The sequence below is a fragment of the Kushneria sp. AK178 genome (genome assembly GCF_053903105.1).
The window spans coordinates 2409937-2429517 of the sequence record NZ_CP096381.1; the positions used below are offsets into that span (position 1 = coordinate 2409937).

The 19581-nt window shown below is 63.1% G+C and carries 15 protein-coding genes; 5 read left to right on the forward strand and 10 right to left on the reverse strand.

The window, feature by feature from the left end; translation table 11 throughout:
• Positions 1-7 precede the first annotated feature (7 nt).
• Complete coding sequence (locus tag M1D97_RS11100; protein WP_456267786.1) at positions 8-574, forward strand: TetR/AcrR family transcriptional regulator; 567 nt, start codon at positions 8-10, stop codon at positions 572-574.
• The gene (locus M1D97_RS11105; RefSeq protein ID WP_456267787.1) at positions 571-1731 is read left to right on the forward strand and encodes an MFS transporter; all 1161 of its coding nucleotides are present in this window, start codon (positions 571-573) and stop codon (positions 1729-1731) included. The genes M1D97_RS11100 and M1D97_RS11105 overlap by 4 nt, the downstream gene beginning before the upstream one ends.
• Positions 1732-1902: 171 nt before the next feature.
• On the opposite strand, the gene pdxB is transcribed toward M1D97_RS11105, so the two are convergent.
• Positions 1903-3057, reverse strand: a complete 1155-nt coding sequence (gene pdxB, locus M1D97_RS11110; protein ID WP_456267788.1) for a 4-phosphoerythronate dehydrogenase PdxB — start codon at positions 3055-3057, stop codon at positions 1903-1905.
• Positions 3058-3231: 174 nt separating this feature from the next.
• On the opposite strand from pdxB, the gene M1D97_RS11115 reads away from it, so the two are divergent.
• Complete coding sequence (locus M1D97_RS11115) at positions 3232-3516, forward strand: hypothetical protein (RefSeq protein WP_456267789.1); 285 nt, start codon at positions 3232-3234, stop codon at positions 3514-3516.
• Here M1D97_RS11115 and rlmKL read toward each other — a convergent pair.
• Positions 3513-5720, reverse strand: a complete 2208-nt coding sequence (gene rlmKL, locus M1D97_RS11120; protein ID WP_456267790.1) for a bifunctional 23S rRNA (guanine(2069)-N(7))-methyltransferase RlmK/23S rRNA (guanine(2445)-N(2))-methyltransferase RlmL — start codon at positions 5718-5720, stop codon at positions 3513-3515. The genes M1D97_RS11115 and rlmKL overlap by 4 nt on opposite strands.
• A 199-nt stretch (positions 5721-5919) precedes the next feature.
• Here rlmKL and rmf point away from each other — a divergent pair, with 199 nt between their 5' ends.
• Positions 5920-6129 (forward strand): ribosome modulation factor, encoded by a 210-nt coding sequence (gene rmf / locus M1D97_RS11125; protein ID WP_456267791.1) that lies wholly within the window; start codon positions 5920-5922, stop codon positions 6127-6129.
• Positions 6130-6199: 70 nt separating this feature from the next.
• Here the strand turns inward: rmf and M1D97_RS11130 are convergent, their stop codons facing one another.
• From M1D97_RS11130 to trmA, 5 genes are all read right to left on the reverse strand, one after another.
• Positions 6200-7249: a quinone-dependent dihydroorotate dehydrogenase gene (locus tag M1D97_RS11130; protein WP_456267792.1), complete on the reverse strand. Its 1050-nt coding sequence runs from the start codon at positions 7247-7249 to the stop codon at positions 6200-6202.
• Positions 7250-7314: 65 nt separating this feature from the next.
• On the reverse strand, positions 7315-8490 hold the full coding sequence (locus tag M1D97_RS11135) for a hypothetical protein (protein ID WP_456267793.1): 1176 nt from the start codon (positions 8488-8490) through the stop codon (positions 7315-7317).
• 115 nt (positions 8491-8605) lie between these two features.
• Positions 8606-9430, reverse strand: a complete 825-nt coding sequence (locus M1D97_RS11140) for an MOSC domain-containing protein (protein WP_456267794.1) — start codon at positions 9428-9430, stop codon at positions 8606-8608.
• A 113-nt stretch (positions 9431-9543) separates the two neighbouring features.
• The gene (locus tag M1D97_RS11145) at positions 9544-14388 is read right to left on the reverse strand and encodes an NAD-glutamate dehydrogenase (protein WP_456267795.1); all 4845 of its coding nucleotides are present in this window, start codon (positions 14386-14388) and stop codon (positions 9544-9546) included.
• A gap of 223 nt (positions 14389-14611) precedes the next feature.
• Positions 14612-15721, reverse strand: a complete 1110-nt coding sequence (gene trmA / locus M1D97_RS11150) for a tRNA (uridine(54)-C5)-methyltransferase TrmA (RefSeq protein WP_456267796.1) — start codon at positions 15719-15721, stop codon at positions 14612-14614.
• A gap of 244 nt (positions 15722-15965) precedes the next feature.
• Here trmA and M1D97_RS11155 point away from each other — a divergent pair, with 244 nt between their 5' ends.
• Positions 15966-16550, forward strand: a complete 585-nt coding sequence (locus M1D97_RS11155) for a DsrE family protein (RefSeq protein WP_456267797.1) — start codon at positions 15966-15968, stop codon at positions 16548-16550.
• A gap of 107 nt (positions 16551-16657) precedes the next feature.
• On the opposite strand, the gene M1D97_RS11160 is transcribed toward M1D97_RS11155, so the two are convergent.
• The 3 genes from M1D97_RS11160 to lolA all read right to left on the reverse strand — a co-directional run bounded on the left by M1D97_RS11160 (position 16658) and on the right by lolA (position 19473).
• Positions 16658-17170, reverse strand: a complete 513-nt coding sequence (locus M1D97_RS11160) for a hemerythrin domain-containing protein (protein ID WP_456267798.1) — start codon at positions 17168-17170, stop codon at positions 16658-16660.
• A gap of 233 nt (positions 17171-17403) precedes the next feature.
• Positions 17404-18753: a replication-associated recombination protein A gene (locus tag M1D97_RS11165; RefSeq protein ID WP_456267799.1), complete on the reverse strand. Its 1350-nt coding sequence runs from the start codon at positions 18751-18753 to the stop codon at positions 17404-17406.
• 57 nt (positions 18754-18810) lie between these two features.
• Positions 18811-19473: an outer membrane lipoprotein chaperone LolA gene (lolA, locus tag M1D97_RS11170; RefSeq protein WP_456267800.1), complete on the reverse strand. Its 663-nt coding sequence runs from the start codon at positions 19471-19473 to the stop codon at positions 18811-18813.
• Positions 19474-19581 lie beyond the last annotated feature (108 nt).

Consider the following 19581-nt stretch of genomic DNA (forward strand, 5'->3'; position numbering starts at 1 on the left):
CCGCAACATGCCCGCTTCGCGACGTGATCACCTGCTGGCCGTGGCCGAGCAGCTCTTTTATGAGGAAGGCTTCCACGCCACGGGTATCGATCGGGTCGTATCAGCGGCCGGCGTGGTACGCATGACGCTCTACAACCACTTCGGATCGAAGGAAGCGCTGATTCTTGCCGTGCTGGAAACGCGCCACCAGCGCTTCATCGCAAGTCTTGATGCCGCGGTATCACTGGCACCTGCCGGCCAGGCCACAAGGGCACTGGTCGAAGCGCATGGTCGCTGGCTGAAAGCCCATGGTCAGCAGGGCTGCATCATGCTCAAGGCGATGGGGGAGTTTGCCGAGCACAGCCCCGCCATTCACGCGATGGCCGTTCAGGCCAAAAACGACCTTCTACAGCGCCTCGAAGCCGCCGTGACCCGTGACGACATCCCACATGGCCCGAACGTGGCCCGACGCGTTTTCACGGTGCTGGAAGGCAGCAACGTCACAGTAGCGCTGATGGACGTGACAACGGCCCTGGCCGATACGCAGGACATGATCGACATGGTGCTGTCAGCGCCCGTGAGGACGCCGTCATGAGGCCGCTGACCTCGGTGGGCATGGCCCTTCTGGGCAGCGGCATCATTGCCATCACCTACGGTCTGGCGCGCTTTGTCTTCGGGCTGTTCCTACCCTCCATTCGCGACGAGATGACCATCGCGCCCACCATGGCGGGCGTGATCGGCGCGCTGCCGTTTCTGAGTTTCGTGATGGCCATCATTGTCGCCCCCGGCATTACCCGCTTTCTGGGCGTGCGACAAACGGCCGTGACGGCGACGGTGCTGGCCACGGCCGGGCTGATCATGATTGCGCTGGCCCCCTCCGCCCCGGTGCTGGCAGGCGGCGTGCTGGTCTGCGGCCTCAGCACGGGGCTCTCCTCCCCGGTGATGGCCGAGGCGGTCTATCGGATCGTGCCCGCCAGCCTGCGAGGACGGGTCAACGCCATGACCAACGCGGGTACCAGCGTGGGCATCGCCTTTGCCATGCCGGCCGTGCTGATCTGGGCAGAAGCGTGGCGCAGCGCCTATATCGGTTTTGCCGTGCTGGCAGCCCTGGGCGCGCTGGGGGCGCTTTACTATCTGCCGCGGGAACAACGCAATCAGGATGCGCCGCAGCGGCGGGCCGCGCTGTCATCAGTGGCGCGTGAACAGTGGCTGGATATTGGCCGTCTGAGCGGGCTGGCAGCTCTGATGGGCATTGCCAGCGCCGCCTACTGGGTATTTGCGCCCGACGCCGTCATGACCGGCGGTGGCATGGCGGCCCATCAGGCGGCATGGATGTGGCTGGCCGTGGGTCTTGGCGGTCTGGCGGGCGGCAGCGTCGGTGATCTCATCGCCCGCTTCGGGGCGATCGCAACGCATGCCGGCGGTCTTGTGGTCATTGCCGCAGCCCTGGCCCTGCTGGCGCTGGACCCGGGCAATCTTTTACAGGCCCTGCTCTCGGCGGCGCTGTTCGGCGCCGGCTACATGACCCTGACCGGCTTCTATCTGGTCCGCGGCACCCAGATCATGCTGGACACCCCGTCGCTTGGCCCCATTCCACCGCTACTGGCGACCTCGGTCGGCCAGGTCGCCGGCTCGCCGCTGGCCGGCTGGCTTGTCGGCGGTCAGGGGTATAGCGCCACCTTCACGATGCTGGCGCTTTTGAGCCTCTTCGTCAGCGTGCTGGGCATACGTCTGTTGCGCGTCAATGGTTGACCCACGGGTAACGGGAGGCCCTTGCCGCGATCAGAATCCTTTCGGGCCGTGGGCCGGTCCATCAAGTTGAGGAGAAATGATGCCATCAAAATACCGGAACGCCGACATCATTCGGCGTCCGGCATCAGACCGCTGCGCTTGAATATGGCACGAGCGCAGCGGTTCGATCGATCAGGATTTGCGCGGGGCGCGAATGGCGAAGCCGGCACTTTCCAGCACCTCCCGAACCGCCCCGGCACTGTGTTTGAGCTCCACTCGCAGGGTGGAAAACTCGCGACGCGATGGATATTCGCGCCGCATCAGATCAAACCCTTTCGCCATGCCGTACTGACGTCGATAGCGCTCGAACAGCAGTGTATCGCGGCGTACGTCATAGCAGGTCCGCGTACACAGCAACAGCGCCTCCTGCGGCGGCGCACGTCGGGAGATGGCAATACGGCGCAGCCAGTTTTCGGGCTTGAGCTGACCCAGCCGCTTGCGTACCGGCAGCCCGAAATGGCGGCTCATGGCCTGATAGAGCATTTCGGTGCCGCGCAGCTTGCCATCCAGGCTGTAGCCGGCAATATGGGGCGTGGCAAGGGTGGCCAGGCGATAGAGCGCTTCATCGATATCGGGCTCGTTTTCCCACACATCCAGCACCGCGCGCAGATCCGCGTCGCGCTCCAGCCGTGCCTTCAGTGCCCGACCGTCCACACAGTCGCCGCGCCCGGCGCTGATCAGGATCTGATCGCTGCGCAGCGCCTCGATGTGCTGCTCGCCCAGCAGATGCTGTGTGGGGTGGTCGCCATCCCGAATCAGCGGGGTATGGACGGAGACCACATCGGCCTGCTCGATCAGTGCCTCGAGACTGATGAATCCGTCACCGCCCTCCTGTTCGGCCCGCGGCGGGTCGCAGACCAGACAGCGAATGCCCAGCGCGCGCAGCCGCTCGACCAGTCGCCCACCAACGTTACCGGCACCGACCACGCCGACCACGCGATCGGTCAGCGCCACACCGTCCTGCTCACCGAACAGCAGCAGCGTCGAGATCACATAGTCACCCACCGAGTCGGCATTACAGCCCGGAGCGCTGGCAAAGCCAATGCCCTGATCCGCCAGCCACTGCTGATCCACATGGTCGCAGCCGATGGTCGCGGTGCCGACAAACCGCACGCGCGAGCCGGACAGCAGCTCGGCATCCACGCGGGTGACTGAGCGCACCAGCAGAATATCGGCCTGTCGCACCTGCTCGCGACTCATTTCACGGCCGGGCAGCCGTACCAGCTCGCCGTGATCTTCAAAAAAGGCCTCGGCCAGCGGAATATTCTCATCTGCCACAATACGCATGATTCAATCGATACCTGCACTGCCGTGAATGAATGGACGCACCGGCTCACGGACCGCTGCCGATGTGCCCTGCTTTGTCGAAACGCCCGTGACCGTTACAATCTGCGCCCTGTTGGCGTCAATGCCGGGTCTCTCCGGCCCTTTTCGCACTCAATACTACACAGGAGCGCTGCCGTGATCATCCGCTGGGAAAGCGAGCATGACTATGTGCTGGTCCATGTTCATCAGGACATGTTCGGCGACTGGATCTTTGTCCGCGCCTGGGGGCAGACCGGCACCGCCTACGGCGGCATTCAGCACGCCCTGGCCGAGGACTATACCCAGGCCATGACCTGGGTGAGCGATGTGGATCACATCCAGCGTCTGCGCGGCTTTACCAAGGTGCTGGAAACCAGCGACGACGATGCCCCGGAAGCCCGGGACGCCGTGCGCCAGCTCTCTCTGCTGGACGCCCACTAGCCGTTTCGATGCCCGATCCGATAGACGTGATGAATGTCCGGACGGCGCTCGAAGTCCGGGTCCAGCATCTGTTTTGACAGCGCCTTGACGTCAAAGCGCTCGCCAATGCTGTCATCCAGTTGAAAACGCCGCAGGTTGTTGGAAAACAACAGTGTCCCGCCCGGTGCAAGATGCGCCATGGCGCGCTCGATCAGGTGGCCGTGATCGCGCTGAATGTCCAGCACGCTGTCCATCTTCTTGGAGTTGGAAAACGTCGGCGGATCCATGAAAATCAGATCAAACTGCGGCCCCGACCTTTCAAGCCAGGCCATGCAATCCTCGCGCAGTAGCCGATGGCGCGACATGTCGAGCCGATTGAGCCGGAAGTTATCCTCTGCCCAGCCCAGATAGGTGTTGGACATGTCGATGCTCAGGCTCTCTTTTGCCCCGCCCAGGGCGGCCTGAACGCTGGCCGTGGCGGTGTAGCAGAACAGGTTGAGCACCCGCTGGCCGGCGGCGTTTTCGAACAGCCAGCGGCGTACGGGCCGGTGATCCAGGAACAATCCCGTATCGAGATAGTCGCGCAGGTTGACCCAGAGTTTCGCACTGCCCTCGTGGACCTGAAAACGCTGCCCGGTGCTGTCGCGGCGCTCGTACTGGGCGCGCCCTGATTGACGCTCGCGGCGCTTCAAAAAGACATGATCCGCCGGCACGTTCAACACTTCCGGCAGCACGCCCACCGCCTCCAGCAGGCGCCGCTCGGCCTGACCGGCATCGATCGAGCGCGGGGCGGCGTACTCCTGCACATGCACCCAGGCACCATAGAGATCGATGGCCAGCGCATATTCGGGCATATCGGCATCATAAAGCCGGTAGCACTCCACGCCCGAGCGCTTGAGCCATTTCGACAGGCGCTTCTGATTCTTTCTGATCCGGTTGGCAAACATCTGTGCGCCGGCCGAGTGGGTTACGGCGCCGGCGTCTTCGCGCTCCGGCGCTGCTTCCTGCGGCGTTTTCTCCGGCCGAGCGCGCTCGTGGACGTCAATCAGCAGAAGTTTGGTGTCCAGACTGCCATTCTTGAAGGCGTACTGGCGGTGGGCCTTCATGCCCAGCCGATGGCCGAGCTTCGGGTCACCGGTCAAAAGCGCCACCGACCAGCCGGCGAAATGCTCGCGCAGCAGCGCGCCCAGCCCCTGGTAGAGACTGATCAGCGCCGGCAGCTCGCCAAGACGCTCGCCATAGGGCGGATTGGTAATGACAAGACCGGGCGTCATGGCCGGCGGCGCCGAGAGCGCATCGCCCTGTTCGAGATGGACCAGCGCCTGCACCCCGGCGCGCCGGGCGTTGGCATGGGCCGCCTCGATGGCGCGCTGATTGTGATCACGCCCGCACAGGGTGAGCCGGCAGTCGCGCCGGCCGACGCGAGCGCGGTGGGCCGCCTCACCATGAACCGCCTGCCAGAGCGTGTCGTCATGGGCTGCCCAGCCGTGAAAACCGGATCGCTCGCGATGAAGATTGGGCGCCACATCACAGGCCATCAGCGCCGCCTCGATCAAAAGCGTTCCGGAGCCGCACATCGGGTCGAAAAGGCTCTCACCCTTTGCTGCACGCGCCGGCCAGCCGGCACGCACCAGCAGCGCCGCGGCCAGATTCTCCTTGAGCGGCGCACTGCCCCCCTCCAGCCGGTAGCCACGCAGATGCAGACTGTCGCCGGAAAGGTCGATCCCCAGCACCAGCCGTCCACGGTGCAGGTGAGCATACAGACGCAGATCGGCCGCCTTCGGATCGATGGTCGGCCGCGCCAGACCGTGATCGGCAAAGCGGTCGACCACGCCATCCTTGACGCACTGCGCCCCGAAACGGGTGTGGCGAATCTGCGCGCTTTCGCCATGAAAATCGACGCGCAGGCTGGCATCGGACGCGATCATGCGCTCCCACTCGATGCTGTTGGCGGCCGCGGTCAACGCGGACGCATCTTCAACCTCTTCAAAGCGACCGGCCACCAGGATGATGCGATTGGCCAGGCGCGACCACAGACACAGTCGATAGAGCCCCTCTCTGGTGGCCGTGCCGTGCACGCTGGCCACGCCGGTACGCTCGATGGTTGCCCCCAGCGCGGTCAGCTCATCGGACAGCAGGGTTTCCATGCTGCGCGGGCAGGTGGCCAGAAAGGCGTGTGCCTCATGAGCCGTCGCCGGGGTCGATTCAGTGCTGGTAGGCATCATGCGGTGTCATATTCCTGCAAAGATTAATAAGTGATTTGCTTAGATGAAAACGATTTTCGACAGCATCCTGCGGCTGCTGTAAAGGTATAGGGGTAGCTACGAAAGATCGCACGATCGCTGTCAACCTACGACCCCCGGGGTAGTGGCACCGCCGCCGCCACGGGATAAAACACTATTTTGTGTGACGCGAGGTTATCCAATGAAAAGACAGAAACGTGATCCCTCCCAGAAAGCCTATGTCAGTGGTTACAAGGCCGGTGTGACCGGACGCTCCAGAGATGACTGCCCCAGTCATGGTATCGAGATGCGCGAGTCCTGGATGAGCGGCTGGCGTGAAGGTCGTGAAGCGCAATGGTCCGGTATGACAGGGGTCTCGGGTCTGCACGTTAATCCGATGGCATCAAGGTGATTTGCCCTCGGGACCATTGAATCCATCGCATGACATGACATCCGGGTGCGCGGCCAGTGCACCCGGCCTTTTATGGCGCCGCTGCCTGCGCCCCGGCGTCTGCCGGACGATGCTCCTTCAGCGCTCTGGCGCACTGCTCCACCAGCGCCGGCCCCTCATAGATCAGACCGCTGTAAAGCTGAACCAGATCGGCCCCGGCCCGGTGCTTTTCCAGCGCCACCTCACCGCTGTCGATGCCGCCCACGCCAATCAGGGTGATGTCCGGCAGCTGCTCGCGCAGGCGCCGGACGATTCTTGTCGACGCGTGTCGCACCGGGCGCCCTGACAGGCCGCCGGCCTCGTCGGCATGGGGGCTGTCCGTGACGTCATTGCGGCTGATGGTGGTATTGGTGCCGATGACCGCATCGATATGGCAGGCCCGAAGACACTCCGCCACCAGATCCGTTTCCGGCTCGCTCATGTCGGGGGCAATCTTGACCGCCAGCGGCACCTGACGCCCCTGACGCTGATTGAGCGCCTGATTCTCCTGCTGCAGCGCGGACAACAGGCCATTGAGCTGCTCGCCGAACTGCAGGCTGCGAAGCCCCGGCGTGTTGGGTGAGGAGATATTGACGGTTACATAGTGGGCGTGGGCATGTACCGCATGCAGACAGGCCACATAGTCGTCCACCGCCTGCTCGACCGGTGTGGTCAGATTCTTGCCGATGTTGATGCCGATCACGCCGTCATAACGGCTGCGCACCACGTTGGCCACCAGTTGATCAACGCCCTGGTTGTTGAACCCCATGCGGTTGATGATGGCGCCGTGCTCGGGCAGTCGGAACACCCGTGGCCTGGGGTTGCCCGGCTGCGCCCGGGGCGTCACCGTGCCGACCTCCACAAAGCCGAACCCCAGCGCGCCCAGCGCATCAAGGTGCTCGGCATTCTTGTCCAGCCCGGCCGCCAGGCCGACCCGATTGGCAAAGCGAAGCCCCATCAGCGTGACGGGATCCTCGACGGGCGATGCTGCCAGCGCACGCGATACATGCAGGCGGTGCGCCAGATCCAGCGATGACAGCGTCAGGCCATGGGCCGTTTCAGGATCGAGACGAAACAGCAGCGCACGAGCGGCCTTGTACATGAACGACAAATCCTTGAAAGCGGATGGATCCGGCCCGGGGCAACCCCCGGGCCCTGCAGGCAAGCTCAGTTGCCGGGCTGCTCGATACGCAGCGTGAAGTTATTGGCCCCGCCGCGTACACCGCCGAACTTCTGGCCGCGCACGCGGACGCTGTAGATGCCGGGTGTCAGGGACTCACGGATGTGGAAATCGCCCTGGAAGCCGCTGCCGCTGTCACTGGCCACCACGTTGCCATCGCTGTCGACAAGCTCACCGGAGATGCGGTAGTTGCCGCTGCTGTCCATCGTGAAGCTGTCAACGGTGACAGTACCGGCCGAGACCACCTCAAACTTGAGCACTTCACCGTCGGTACGGATGGGGACATCGCGCAGGATACGCTCGCGAATGGGGGAGGCGTTTTCGTCTGCCGGCGTCGACTGCGCCGGGCGCGCGTCGCTGGCCCCGCTTGTCGCCACCTGCTCGCTGTCGCGGGCGGTATTGACGTCACCCTGTCCCGCCGTCAGACCGTCGCCCTGCTCGGCCGTGACCGACTGCGTGGCTTCCTCCAGCGCGCGACCGGACGGACCGGGGTCGGGCTTCGGGGCATCGGGCGCTGCCGTCTTGCTGGCGCTGCGCTGCGAGGCACCGGTACCGGCGACAGTGGCATCGCCCTGAACGGCGCCATCGCGTCCCAGTCGCGCCGGCGCCTCGTCCTGGCTGTCGGCGCTTGCCGCGCTGGCGCTGCCCAGTCGCTCGATGCGGTTGGCATCGGCCAGCCCCTCGCCGCGCGTATCGGCACCGGCGCGCTGGACCGACACGGTGACGGACTGGGTCTGATCGCGCGCCGGACTGCGGCTCTGGCCGGTAATCACCACGTGATAGGTGCCCGGCTCGAGCTGATGGCGCATCATCAGCCCGTTGGTCTGGTTGTTGCCGCTGGCCGTGGCCAGTGTCTGCCCCGTCTCGTCGCGCAGCTCGGCGTTGACCTCGTAACGCCCGGAGGTGCCGTGAAAGGCGCGCGCCTCGATCAGGTAATCGCCGCCCTGTCTGACGTCGAAATCGTGCGATACCGGTTTCGATCCCAGATAGATGGACCGGCTCATGGAATCCGTATCGCGCTGCAGGGCCCCGGAGATATCAACCTGGCTTGCGGCCTGCTCCGCGCGCTGCAGGGCCGGGCTTTTATCCGCCAGCACATGGCCTGACATGACGCTCAGTCCCACGCCCATCCCCAGCGTCAGATACAAGATCGTATGTTTCATGATGTCTCTCGTTGGAAGGATCCATTGATACCGATGCAGACAGCAGGTGCGATATCAGCCACTCGACAAAACGGCCACAGCATAACAAAGCCTGCGTATTTGGCGATGCTTTTGACTAGCCCATCCGTATCGGCATCCCCGCATACAGCAGCTGGCCGTCGCCCTGCATGACGACGGCGTTTTCACCGAAAAAGGCGCCGCTGGCGGACACATGGTCCATGGTCATCAGCGTTTTCAGCGGCTCGCCGGGCATGGCGATATCGCCGCTGCACTGGTTGATGGTGGTAATGCGACAGCGCTCGCAGGGCTTGCAGAGCCACAGCGACAGGTTGTCGCCTTCAAGCGTTGTGCTCTCGTGCTCGGCAAAGGCGGGCGTACCCTCGATCACGATATTGGGACGAAAGCGTGACATCGGCAGCGTCGGCAGCGAGCGCGCCTCGAGCCGTGCATTGAGCGCTGCCAGCGACGAGGTGGCCGCCACCAGCAGCGGATAACCATCGGCGAAACCGGTATGGGCCACATGATCGCCCAGTCGCTCCGGGCTGACGCGGCGCCGATTATCGCGGGGCACCCGCTTGAGCCTGACGGGGCGTTCGAAGAAGTCGCTCAGCCAGCGGGCCGCCTCATCGCCCTCATCAAGGCCCTGACACTCGCTGCCAAAGATGCGCACCCGCGACGGCGCGACATCCGGCGGTGTGAGCGCAATGAACAGATGGCGTCGGTCGGGCGCTCGAAGCACGAGATGGTGCTCATCCAGGGCAGGCACCAGGGTCGCCATGCGCGCGCAGCTTCGCTGGGTGATGAACTCGCCCTGCTCATCGGTGATGACCCAGCGCCGATCATGGATCAGGCCTTCGGCCGTCAGGACCGACCGGGATAGATCGATACCGGCCAGCGACTTGACCGGATAGATATGCAGCGAGCTGATACGAGACGTCATGGCTCACCCTCCGGAATCAAAACAACAAACGGCAACCCTAACACAGGAAAACGCCGCCCCGTGGGGCGGCGTTGGGTCGAATGACGGGCAGGCGCAGGCCGGTCCGTTCAACGTCAAACGCCGGACGGCGGGCGCTCGGCGAGCTCTCCCAGCGCGCGGACGGCGACGGTGAAGAGCGCATAGCCCAGCTCGTCGGTGGAGTGCACCTCTTCCAGCAGCGCACACCAGCGCGCGACAGGCGCCTTGTGCTGCTGCATCCACTGCTCGACGCAGCTATCGGCCGTCTGACACTCATCATTGCGCAGCACGCTGGCCGTCAACATGAGTTGCTGGCGGTCCAGATCATCACGAAGCGATTCGCGCGCGATCGTCTGCCAGCTGTCGTTGACCTCGAGACGATTGACCTGCTCCAGCATCCAGGGCAGCGACAGCCGCTCGCCGATGAGATGGTAGGTGCCGGCAACGCGCTCCAGCGACACGTCGGTCAACCGCGCCGTATCGATGATGCCAAGCCCTGCGTACAGGCTCTCGGTTGTCGCCACACGCTCGGCAAGCGATTCGGGCACTCCGGCCTCGATGTAGCGATCGCGCAGCGCCAGACTCTGACGCTGGGACTCGCCCTGCAGCCTGTCCCCGATATTCTCCCGTAGGCGCTCGAGCTCAGGCGCATACTGCTCGACCACGCTTTCGGCGTCGCTTTGCATGTGGTAGCGCAGGAAATAGCGCGTCGCGCGGCGCAGCAGGCGTACCAGCGACAGCATCATGTCGTACTGGATATCGGTATCGACACGGGTATCCAGCGCCTCGATCTGCTGCCACAGCGACTCCAGCCCAAAGCTGTCGCGCGCCATGACATAGGCCCGGACCACCTCGCCGGCACTGGTGCCGGTGATGTCCATCAGCCGTCGCACGAACGAGATGCCCATGTGATCGATGACATCGCCGGCGATCTTGGTCGCCACGATCTGATGGCGCAGCCGGTGATTAATGATCTCCTTGCCATAACGCTCGACCAGCGTGGCCGGGAAGGCGCGCTCGGCATGGTTGACGACCCCCGGCTCGCCGGGCACCTCGGACTCCACCAGCATGCTCTTGAGATCTATCTTGGCATGCGAGATCAGTGACGAGAGCTCCGGATGGGTCAGTCCCTCCCCGCGTTCGGCGCGCGCGGCAAGCGTGGCGTCGTCCGGCAGGGCTTCCAGCTCCCGGTCGAGCTGGCCGGTCTCTTCCAGATCGCAAATGAAGCGTCGGTAGGGCCCCAGATTTTCCATCGACAAAAGCCGTGACAGCGACAGCGCCTGGGTCTGGCGGTAGTTGTCATTCACCACCAGCTCCGCCACCTCATCGGTCATCTGCGCTAGCAGCTCATTGCGCTGCTTGCCGGTCATGTCGCCCCGCTCGACCACATCGTCCAGCAGGATCTTGATGTTGACCTCATGGTCGGAGCAGTTCACGCCGCCGGCGTTATCGATGAAGTCGGTATTAAGACGTACGCCATGCTGGGCCGCCTCACGACGCCCCAGCTGGGTGACACCCAGATTGCCGCCCTCACCGACCACGCGACAGCCCAGTTCGTGGCCGTTGACCCGCAGCGTGTCATTGGCCTTGTCACCCACATCGGCGTGGCTCTCTTCGCTCGACTTGATGTAGGTGCCGATACCGCCGTTCCAGAGCAGATCCACCTGCGCCTTCAACAGCGCATTGATCAGCTCGGCAGGGGCCATGCGCGACGCCGTGAGGCCAAAGCGCGATTTCATTGCCTCGGTAATCTCGATCGACTTGGCATCGCGTGAAAACACCCCGCCCCCTTCGCTGATCAGGGCGGTGTCATAGTCCGCCCAGCTCGAAGTGGCCAGCTCGAACAGGCGCTGGCGCTCCTTGAAGGAGGCCTCGCAGTCGGGCTCGGGGTCGATGAAGATATGACGATGGTTGAAGGCCGCGACCAGCTGAATCTTCTCGGAGAGCAGCATGCCGTTGCCGAACACATCGCCGGCCATGTCACCCACCCCGATGACGGTAAAGGGGTCCTCCTGGGTGTTGACGCCCAGCTCGCGGAAATGGCGCTTGACGGCCTCCCAGGCGCCACGGGCGGTGATCGCCATGGCCTTGTGGTCGTAGCCGTTCTTGCCGCCGGAAGCGAAGGCATCGCCCAGCCAGAAGTTGTATTCGCGGGCCAGGGCGTTGGCGATATCGGAAAAGGTCGCGGTGCCCTTGTCAGCGGCCACGACCAGATAGGGGTCGTCATCGTCATGGCGCACGACATGCTCGGGCGGCACGACCTGCTTGTCGACCAGGTTGTCGGTGATATCCAGCATGCCGCGGATCAAAAGCTGATAGCAGGCAATACCCTCCTTCTGGATCGCCTCGCGGCTGCCGTCCACCGGGGGCTGCTTGCAGATAAAGCCGCCCTTGGCCCCGCTGGGCACGATCACCGAGTTCTTGACGTGCTGCGCCTTGACCAGCCCGAGGATTTCGGTACGAAAATCCTCGAAGCGATCCGACCAGCGCATGCCACCGCGGGCAATATTGCTGGTGCGCAGATGCACGCCTTCCATGCGCGGCGAATAGACAAAGATTTCATACAGCGGGCGCGGACGCGGCACGTCACTGATCCGGCGCGGCGCCAGCTTGAAGGAGATGTAGGTTTTGGGGCCACCCTCGGCCGCCGGCTGAAAGTAGTTGGTGCGCAGCGTGGCGTCGATCAGCTCCATGTAGCGACGAATCAGCCGATCATCGTTGAGGCTGGTCACCTCCTCCAGATAGGCCTCGATGCGCTCGCGAACGCCCTTGAGTCCGTCGTCATCCAGCCTGTCCTGCGGGTCGAACCGGCCACGGAACAGCTTGACCAGCTCCCGGGTAATGTCGGCGTGCTGGGTCAGGGCGGTGGCGATATAGTCCTGGGACAGGCCGAAGCGGATCTGCTTGAGATAGTGCGCATAGGCCCGCAGCATCGCCACTTCGCGCCAGTCGAGCTTCGCGGAGATGATCAGGCGATTGAAGCTGTCGCTTTCGGCCGCGCCCGACCAGATGCGTCTGAAGGCATCGATGAAGTTGTCCCGCATGCCGTGCAGATCGACCCGCTCGCGCCCCGAGGTCTCCAGATTGAAATCGTGAATCCAGACCGCGCTGTCGGCGCGCTCGATCTCATAGGGGCGTTCGCTGATGACCCGCAGCCCCATGTGCTCCAGCATGGGCAGCACATCGGAGAGCGGGACCGGCTGATCGTGATGAAAGAGCTTGAGATTGACGTCGCTTTCGTGCTCGAGCTGACGATACAGGCTCAGACCGATCGAGGTCTCGCCATCCAGGCCTTCCATGTGGCCAATATCGTAGATGGCGGTACGCGGCGTGAAGTCTTCCCGGTAGCTGCTCGGGAAGGCGTCACGATAGCGCTCCATCAAACGGTTGGCCGGCTCCTCGCCGTAGCCTTCCACCAGCGCCTCGTGCAGATCGTCGCGCCAGCCACGGGCGATGGCGACCACCTTCTGCTCCAGCGCCCGGTTGTCGTACGTCACCGGCTTGTCGTGGTTGAAGCGCAGGATCAGCTGAATGCGGGCCAGCACCGATTCGGAGAGATAGGTGTTGAAATCGCCGAAGCTGGCATCGAGCTCTTCGCAGAGCATGTTCTGGATACGCATGCGCAGATCGGTCGAGAACACATCGCGCGGCACGTATATCAAGCAGGAATAGAAACGTCCGGAGCGATCCTCGCGGATGAAAAGCCGTACGCGGCGACGCTCGCGAATGCTGAAGATGCCCATGGCCGTGCGACAGAGCTCCTCCGTGCCCATCTGGAACAGCTCATCGCGGGGGTAGACCTCCAGAATCTGCTGGAGCTGCTTGCCGTTGTGCCCTTTCGGATCGATCCCGGAGGCGCTGAGCACGGTGTCGATCTTGCGGCGCAGCACGGGAATATTGACCGGGCGCTCATTGTAGACCGACAGCGTATAAAGCCCGAGGAAATGCCGCTCGCCGATGACATCGCCCTGCTCGTTGTGACGCTCGACGATGATGTAGTCCGGATAGCTGGGACGATGGATGCGCGAGGGCCAGGCGCTCTTGGCAAAGGAGATCAGCTCGGGAATCAGGACATATTCTCCCTGCTCCGCATCGCTGTCGTTGAACTGCTGGGGCTCTTCGCTGTAGCGCGGGCTGTTGAGCGTCAGTACGCCGAGCTCGCTGCCGCTGACGCGGACCAGCTGTGAATGGCCGTCCCGGGTCTGAAGCTCGTACTCTTCAAAGCCCAGAAAGGTAAAGTGATCATCCAGCAGCCAGGCCAGGAAGTCACGCGCCTCGTCGACATCGCGCTCCTCGACCACCCGGGGATGTCGCGTATTCATCTCCTCCAGGGCATCGCGGGCCTGATCGCGCATGGCATCGAAGTCGGAGACGGCGGCCCGGACATCGGTCAGTACGTCCTGGATATTGTCCCTGAGCTCGTTGAGCATGGCCGGGTCGGAGTGGCGATCGATCTCGATATAGATGATCGATTCACGCTCCGACGGGGCATCCTCGGCGCGCGGCGGCGTAAAGCGCACCAGCCGCTGGCGCTCGTCACGCTCGCTGGCCATGACCGTATTCAGGATGGCATGGACGGTAAAACCGCAGCGGTTGAGCTCGATACGCACCGAATCGACCAGAAAGGACATGTCCGGACTGACCACTTCCACGACCGTATGCGTCGACTGCCAGCCATGCTCTTCATAGTCGGGGTTGAAGACCCGCACCCGGGGTCGGCCGTCCTGCTCGCGCTGCTGCAGGAAAAACCAGGTGGAGAGCGTGGCGCCGTAGAGGTCCTCGAAATGGCGCTCTCGCAGATCCTCATGACTGGCACCGGCGTAATAGTGGCGCGCAAAGGCGCTGATGTTACGCGCCTGCTCGGGCGCCAGGCGCTCGTCCAGCAGCGCCTCGAGCGCCTTGAAAAAGTCTTCCTTGTTGTCCGGCACTGTACTCTGCATCGGTTCTCCTCGCGTCCCGAAAATGCCTGTGCATCCTGAAGGGGATGACCATCGTGACATCCTAGTTCAGCAAACGCTTTATCCCTACTGTATACGCATTTTTATCATGACCCATGACCAGGCGACATGGGCAGGTACCCGGCAATGACATGATCGGCATGGCAGCCCCCGAAACGCATCGGCCCCGCCGTGGCGGGGCCGGTCGACCATTCACCCGGTATTCTCAGCGTCGCTTGAGCAAAACCCCACACTCGCAGTGGTTGGTATAGGGAAACTGGTCAAAAAGCGCAAAGCGGTGGATGGCATGCGTTTGACCGAGCTGTTCCAGATTGACAGCCAGGGTGTCAGGGTTGCAGGAGATATAGACAATCTCGTCGAAACGGGCGATCTGCTCACAGCTGTCGGCATCCAGCCCGGCCCGTGGCGGATCCACGAGCACGGTCGAAAAGGCATGCGTGTCCAGCGCCATCTCGCTGACGCGCCGCCCGGCCTTCTCTCCCGACAGCGCCTGAGCGAACTCCTCGCTCGACATGCGGGTCACGTGGACATTGTCGATATGGTTCAGTACCAGATTGTGTCGGGCCGACGCCACCGAGGTCCGCGAGATCTCGGTGGCCACCACGCGCCGGAAATTATCCGCCAGCGCAATGGTGAAATTGCCGTTGCCGCAGTACAGCTCGACCAGATCGGTGCCGCGGCGCCGGCCATGGTCGCCCTGCGTCACCTCTCGGGCCCAGTTGAGCATGCTCTCGGCAATATCGGCGTTGGGCTGGGTAAAGCTGTTTTCGACCTGCTGATAGCTGAAGACGCGTCCGGCCACGGTGAGGTGTTCGGTGACCGACTCGCGCGTCAGCACCCGACGCTGCTTGCGTGCACGGCCGATAATGGCGACATCCAGCGTTCTTTCGAGCTCGCCGGCGGCCTGCTCCCACTCGTCATCGAGCTTTCGATGATAGACCAGCGTGATCAGCGCCTCGCCCTGTCGGGTGGTCAGATATTCGACCTGGAACAGGCGATGACGCAGCACGGGCCGGTCACGGATGGCGTCGATCAGCTGCGTCATCAGGTCATTGATGCGCCGGCTTGCCACGTCATACTGATCCATGCGCACGGTCTGTTTAACGCCGTCTGCATCGGTCTCGAACATGGCGTGAAAGAGATCGTCCCCCTCATGCCAGAGGCGAAACTCGCAGCGCATGCGGTAATGACTGGCCGGGGAGGCGAACACCTCGAGTGCCGGCGCTCCAAAACGGGCAAACTGATCGACAATGCGCTGGCGCTTGGCCTCCAGCTGCACGGAGTACTGGTCGGGATCAACGACGGGTACGCTCAATGTGAAATACCTGGTCCGGCCGTTGTGACAACGGTCATGATAAAAGAGCTCGCCAGTGTAGCGCCTGCCCGGCGCAGCTCAAGCCCCGCTGGAGTCCCCCGCTCTCGATCACACCGTCCTGACACTGCACTGCCCTGACAAAAGCGGTAGACTCCAGGCGCCCTTTTGGCTATACCTCGATCGACAAGTCCACGGGCATCCCGATCCCTACAACCATTACGCCTTCCGATTTCAGGAACTCGATATGCTGACTCTTCTCAAGCGGTACTGGATGCTGACAGCACTGGCAAGCGCTGCCGTTCTCATGGTGATTTTTGCCGCAGCCATCCCCCGCAAGCCGGAAGCGGGCCTTGATCATCCCCACTTTCCGGCCATCGAAAACTTCGGCGGTATTGCCGAGCGTCACGACACGGTAGATGTCCCCGACCCCGACAAGCACTATCGGGTCATCTTCGATGTGGTCAGCGGAAGCGATGATCCGCGCACCATCAATCCGGGGCTGATGCGCGTGGCCCGCGCCGTCAATATCTTCGCCGATGCCGGCGTGCCGCTGGAGAATCTGGACTTTATCGCCATCATCCACGGCAACGCGACACGCAGCGTGGTGAACTCGGCGCTGTATGAGAAGTGGTTCGGGTTTGACAATCCCAACGTGGCGCTGGTCAGCGCCCTGACCGAGGCAGGCGTTCATGTCCGGGTGTGTGGCCAGGTGCTCGACCACTGGAAAATTGCTGACGACGAGGTCAATGAAGAGATCGACATTACGCCTTCAGCGCTCAGCACACTGGCGATTTATGGCAACGAAGGTTACGCCTACGAGCGACTGTAGGCATCTGCCGGGGGATGATTCAAAAAAGCGGGGCGGCATCTCAAGGCCGCCCCGCCCATGTCCCTGCCATCGCCCACTCCGAATGCAGGGCTTCGGCGTTCGAGCACTCAGGCCACTGCCGGCCGAATCTCGCGAAACTCGGCGTAGAGGTCCGGATACTCCTGTTGCAGGCGTATCAGCCGCGTACGGGCCTGCAGCGGTAGCGTATCGCGCAGCTCCACGTATTCGTTTTCATCGAGGCTGGCATCCAGCAGCGGGAACAGATGCTCACGCTCCATGCGCAACACATGACGGTGCGCATCCAGATAGGCCTTGAGGCGCTCACAAAAGAGCGTCATGGGCATAATGGCGTCCATCAGGATATAATCGAGGTCCTCGCCCAGATGCTTTAGACGCTGCCTGAGTTCGCGGTATTCACCAGCCAGCGCGTAGATCTCCTGACCGGTCTGCGCACCACGCTCGGTCAGACGATGACCGCAGAGCGTCTCCAGTGGCACGATATAGTCATCCATATAGTCCATGATGTAATCACAGGCTTCCCGCATCAGGCGAAAGCTGGGGCGCTCTCCGGTCACAAGATAACGATGCTGCAGCGATAGCACATGAAGCAGTCGAGCCATGTGTGCATGATCCTGACGAAGCTGAGTCAACTTGAGCATGGCGGCGTCTCCGGCAAATTTGACGAGCTACCAGTCTTGTGCTTTTTGGCATCCATCGCCACTTACTTTGGTCGCATACCGGGCTCACTGAATGTAATACCCGCCACAGCAAGCCACGCCCGCAACAGCGCCTCTGCGGCCATGATCCCGCCATGGCGGGCATGAGACGGCAGGGCCGGTTCGATCATACTTTCTCATGATGATCCGGCGCTGCGTCGATGCGTCGCAGCCTGATCCAGCTCCTCCAGCCACTTGAGCTTTTCGGCGATACGTTTTTCAAGCCCTCGATCCACCGGCTGATAGTAACGGGTGCCCACCAGCGCTTCGGGGAAATAGGTTTCACCGGCCGCGTAGGCATGCGGCTCATCGTGGGCATAGCGATACTCCTGACCATGCCCCAGCGATGTCATCAGGGAGGTGGGCGCATTGCGCAGATGGACCGGAACGTCGTGCCCGGTAGTCGAGGCCACGTGGGCGCGCGCCTGATTGTAGGCCACATAGGCGGCGTTGCTCTTGGGGGCGCTGGCGAGATAGAGAATCGCCTGGGCGACCGCCAGCTCGCCTTCCGGCGTGCCCAGACGCTCCTGCACCTCCCAGCCGTCGAGCGCCAGCCGCAGCGCCCGGGGGTCGGCATTGCCGACCTCCTCGCTGGCCATGCGAACGACCCGGCGGGCAATGTAGAGCGGGTCCGCCCCACCATCGAGCATGCGACAGTACCAGTAGAGGGCGGCATCCGGGGCACTGCCGCGCACTGACTTGTGCAGGGCCGAAATCTGGTCATAAAAGAGATCGCCGCCACGGTCGAGTCGGCGGGTACTTTCGCCCAGCACCTCTTCGATGACGGCCTGCGACAGCATCGGCGCCTCGCCCTCGCGCTCCGCTTCGGCCATGTCCGCAGCAATCTCGAGCAGGTTGAGCGCCCGCCGCGCATCCCCGTCCGCCGCCTGCGCCAGCAGATCGCGCACATCGCTGGAGGCCTTGATGCCGGCCTCGCCCAGCCCGGCAGGCTCGACCAATGCCCGGTCGATCACCTGACGCAGTTCCTCGATACTCAACGGCTTGAGCACGTGGACGCGCGCCCGCGAGAGCAGTGCATTGTTGAGCTCGAAGGAGGGGTTTTCGGTGGTGGCGCCGACAAAGGTGAACACCCCCTCTTCGACCCACGGCAGGAAGGCATCCTGCTGCGCCTTGTTGAAGCGGTGTACCTCATCGACAAACAGCAGGGTGCGCTGGCCGGTCTGGCCACGCTGCTGCGCCTCGAATGCCGCGGCACGGATCTCCTTGACCCCCGCCGAGACAGCCGAGAGCGTGGCAAAGTGCGAACGGGTGTAGCCGGCAATCAGCCGCGCCAGCGTGGTCTTGCCCACCCCGGGCGGCCCCCACAGGATCATCGAATAGAGCTGATCCCGCGCCAGCGCCCGCGCCAGGGGGCGATCCGGCCCCAGCAGGTGTGACTGGCCGATGTAGTCTTCCAGCCGGGCCGGACGCAAGCGCGCCGCCAGCGGTTGCCCGGGCGGCGCGTCACGATCAAACAGATCACTCATGAGAAAGGCACCCTTGTGCAGGTCATGCCGCCATCATGACAGATCACGCGGTATCCATCAGGTGCCTTCGCGCATTACGTCGGCCCCCTCGGGAATCTCGAACTGAAACTGCGAGGCGCTGATGTCGGGATTGACCTCGATATTGCGAAACGAGATTTCGGTGCGCTGGCCGGTGCCGTCAGTGAGATCGATCCCCGACAGGCGTTCGTTGTTGAACACCAGCTCAAGCGATTCGAACAGCGTGTCATTGGAGCGCGGCGACAGCGCGAAGAACTCGGTGGTGCCCTGCTGACGACGCGACACGTTGTAGTTGTCGGTCAGTTCATTGGCCTGCCCTGACAACAACAGCGCCGGCGTATGCGTCACGCGTTGATCCAGCGGGCGAATACTGACCTGCTCGAGGTCGGGATCATAGAGATAGACCTGCTCCCCGTCGGAGACCACGGTCTGACGATAGGGGTCGGAGACCTCCCAGTGGAAGCGCCCGGGGCGCGACAGCCACATGTGGCCGCTGGCGTCCTGCATGCTGCCACCACCGCTGGCGATGTGCTGATTGAAATCGGCGGAATAGGTTCTGAGCGGCTCGAGCAGTGAGGTCAGCCGCTCGGCATCATCAGAGGCCGCCTGAGCCGGCAGTGTCATGCAGGCCGCCATCAGGGCAGCGCCCGTCAGCCCCAGTTTACGGGCAAGGCTTTTACGGCCATGAGTCATCAGTGTCATTGAAACATCCTGTCCTTGTTGGCAGAGCGTGCCGTGGTGTCCCTTTGACCTGCCACCAAAGGGCAGGTTCTATCGGCCGCCTCGCTGAAACTTAAGATTCAACGAGAC

Coding starts and splice junctions, on each gene's coding strand:
- M1D97_RS11135 (WP_456267793.1), bottom strand. CDS start 8,490: ATGAAACATACGATCTTGTATCTGACGCTGGGGATGGGCGTGGGACTG.
- M1D97_RS11160 (WP_456267798.1), bottom strand. CDS start 17,170: ATGGCTCGACTGCTTCATGTGCTATCGCTGCAGCATCGTTATCTTGTG.
- rlmKL (WP_456267790.1), bottom strand. CDS start 5,720: ATGATGCCTACCAGCACTGAATCGACCCCGGCGACGGCTCATGAGGCA.
- M1D97_RS11100 (WP_456267786.1), top strand. CDS start 8: ATGCCCGCTTCGCGACGTGATCACCTGCTGGCCGTGGCCGAGCAGCTC.
- M1D97_RS11155 (WP_456267797.1), top strand. CDS start 15,966: ATGCTGACTCTTCTCAAGCGGTACTGGATGCTGACAGCACTGGCAAGC.
- M1D97_RS11140 (WP_456267794.1), bottom strand. CDS start 9,430: ATGACGTCTCGTATCAGCTCGCTGCATATCTATCCGGTCAAGTCGCTG.
- lolA (WP_456267800.1), bottom strand. CDS start 19,473: ATGACACTGATGACTCATGGCCGTAAAAGCCTTGCCCGTAAACTGGGG.
- rmf (WP_456267791.1), top strand. CDS start 5,920: ATGAAAAGACAGAAACGTGATCCCTCCCAGAAAGCCTATGTCAGTGGT.
- M1D97_RS11145 (WP_456267795.1), bottom strand. CDS start 14,388: ATGCAGAGTACAGTGCCGGACAACAAGGAAGACTTTTTCAAGGCGCTC.
- M1D97_RS11165 (WP_456267799.1), bottom strand. CDS start 18,753: ATGAGTGATCTGTTTGATCGTGACGCGCCGCCCGGGCAACCGCTGGCG.
- M1D97_RS11130 (WP_456267792.1), bottom strand. CDS start 7,249: ATGTACAAGGCCGCTCGTGCGCTGCTGTTTCGTCTCGATCCTGAAACG.
- pdxB (WP_456267788.1), bottom strand. CDS start 3,057: ATGCGTATTGTGGCAGATGAGAATATTCCGCTGGCCGAGGCCTTTTTT.
- M1D97_RS11105 (WP_456267787.1), top strand. CDS start 571: ATGAGGCCGCTGACCTCGGTGGGCATGGCCCTTCTGGGCAGCGGCATC.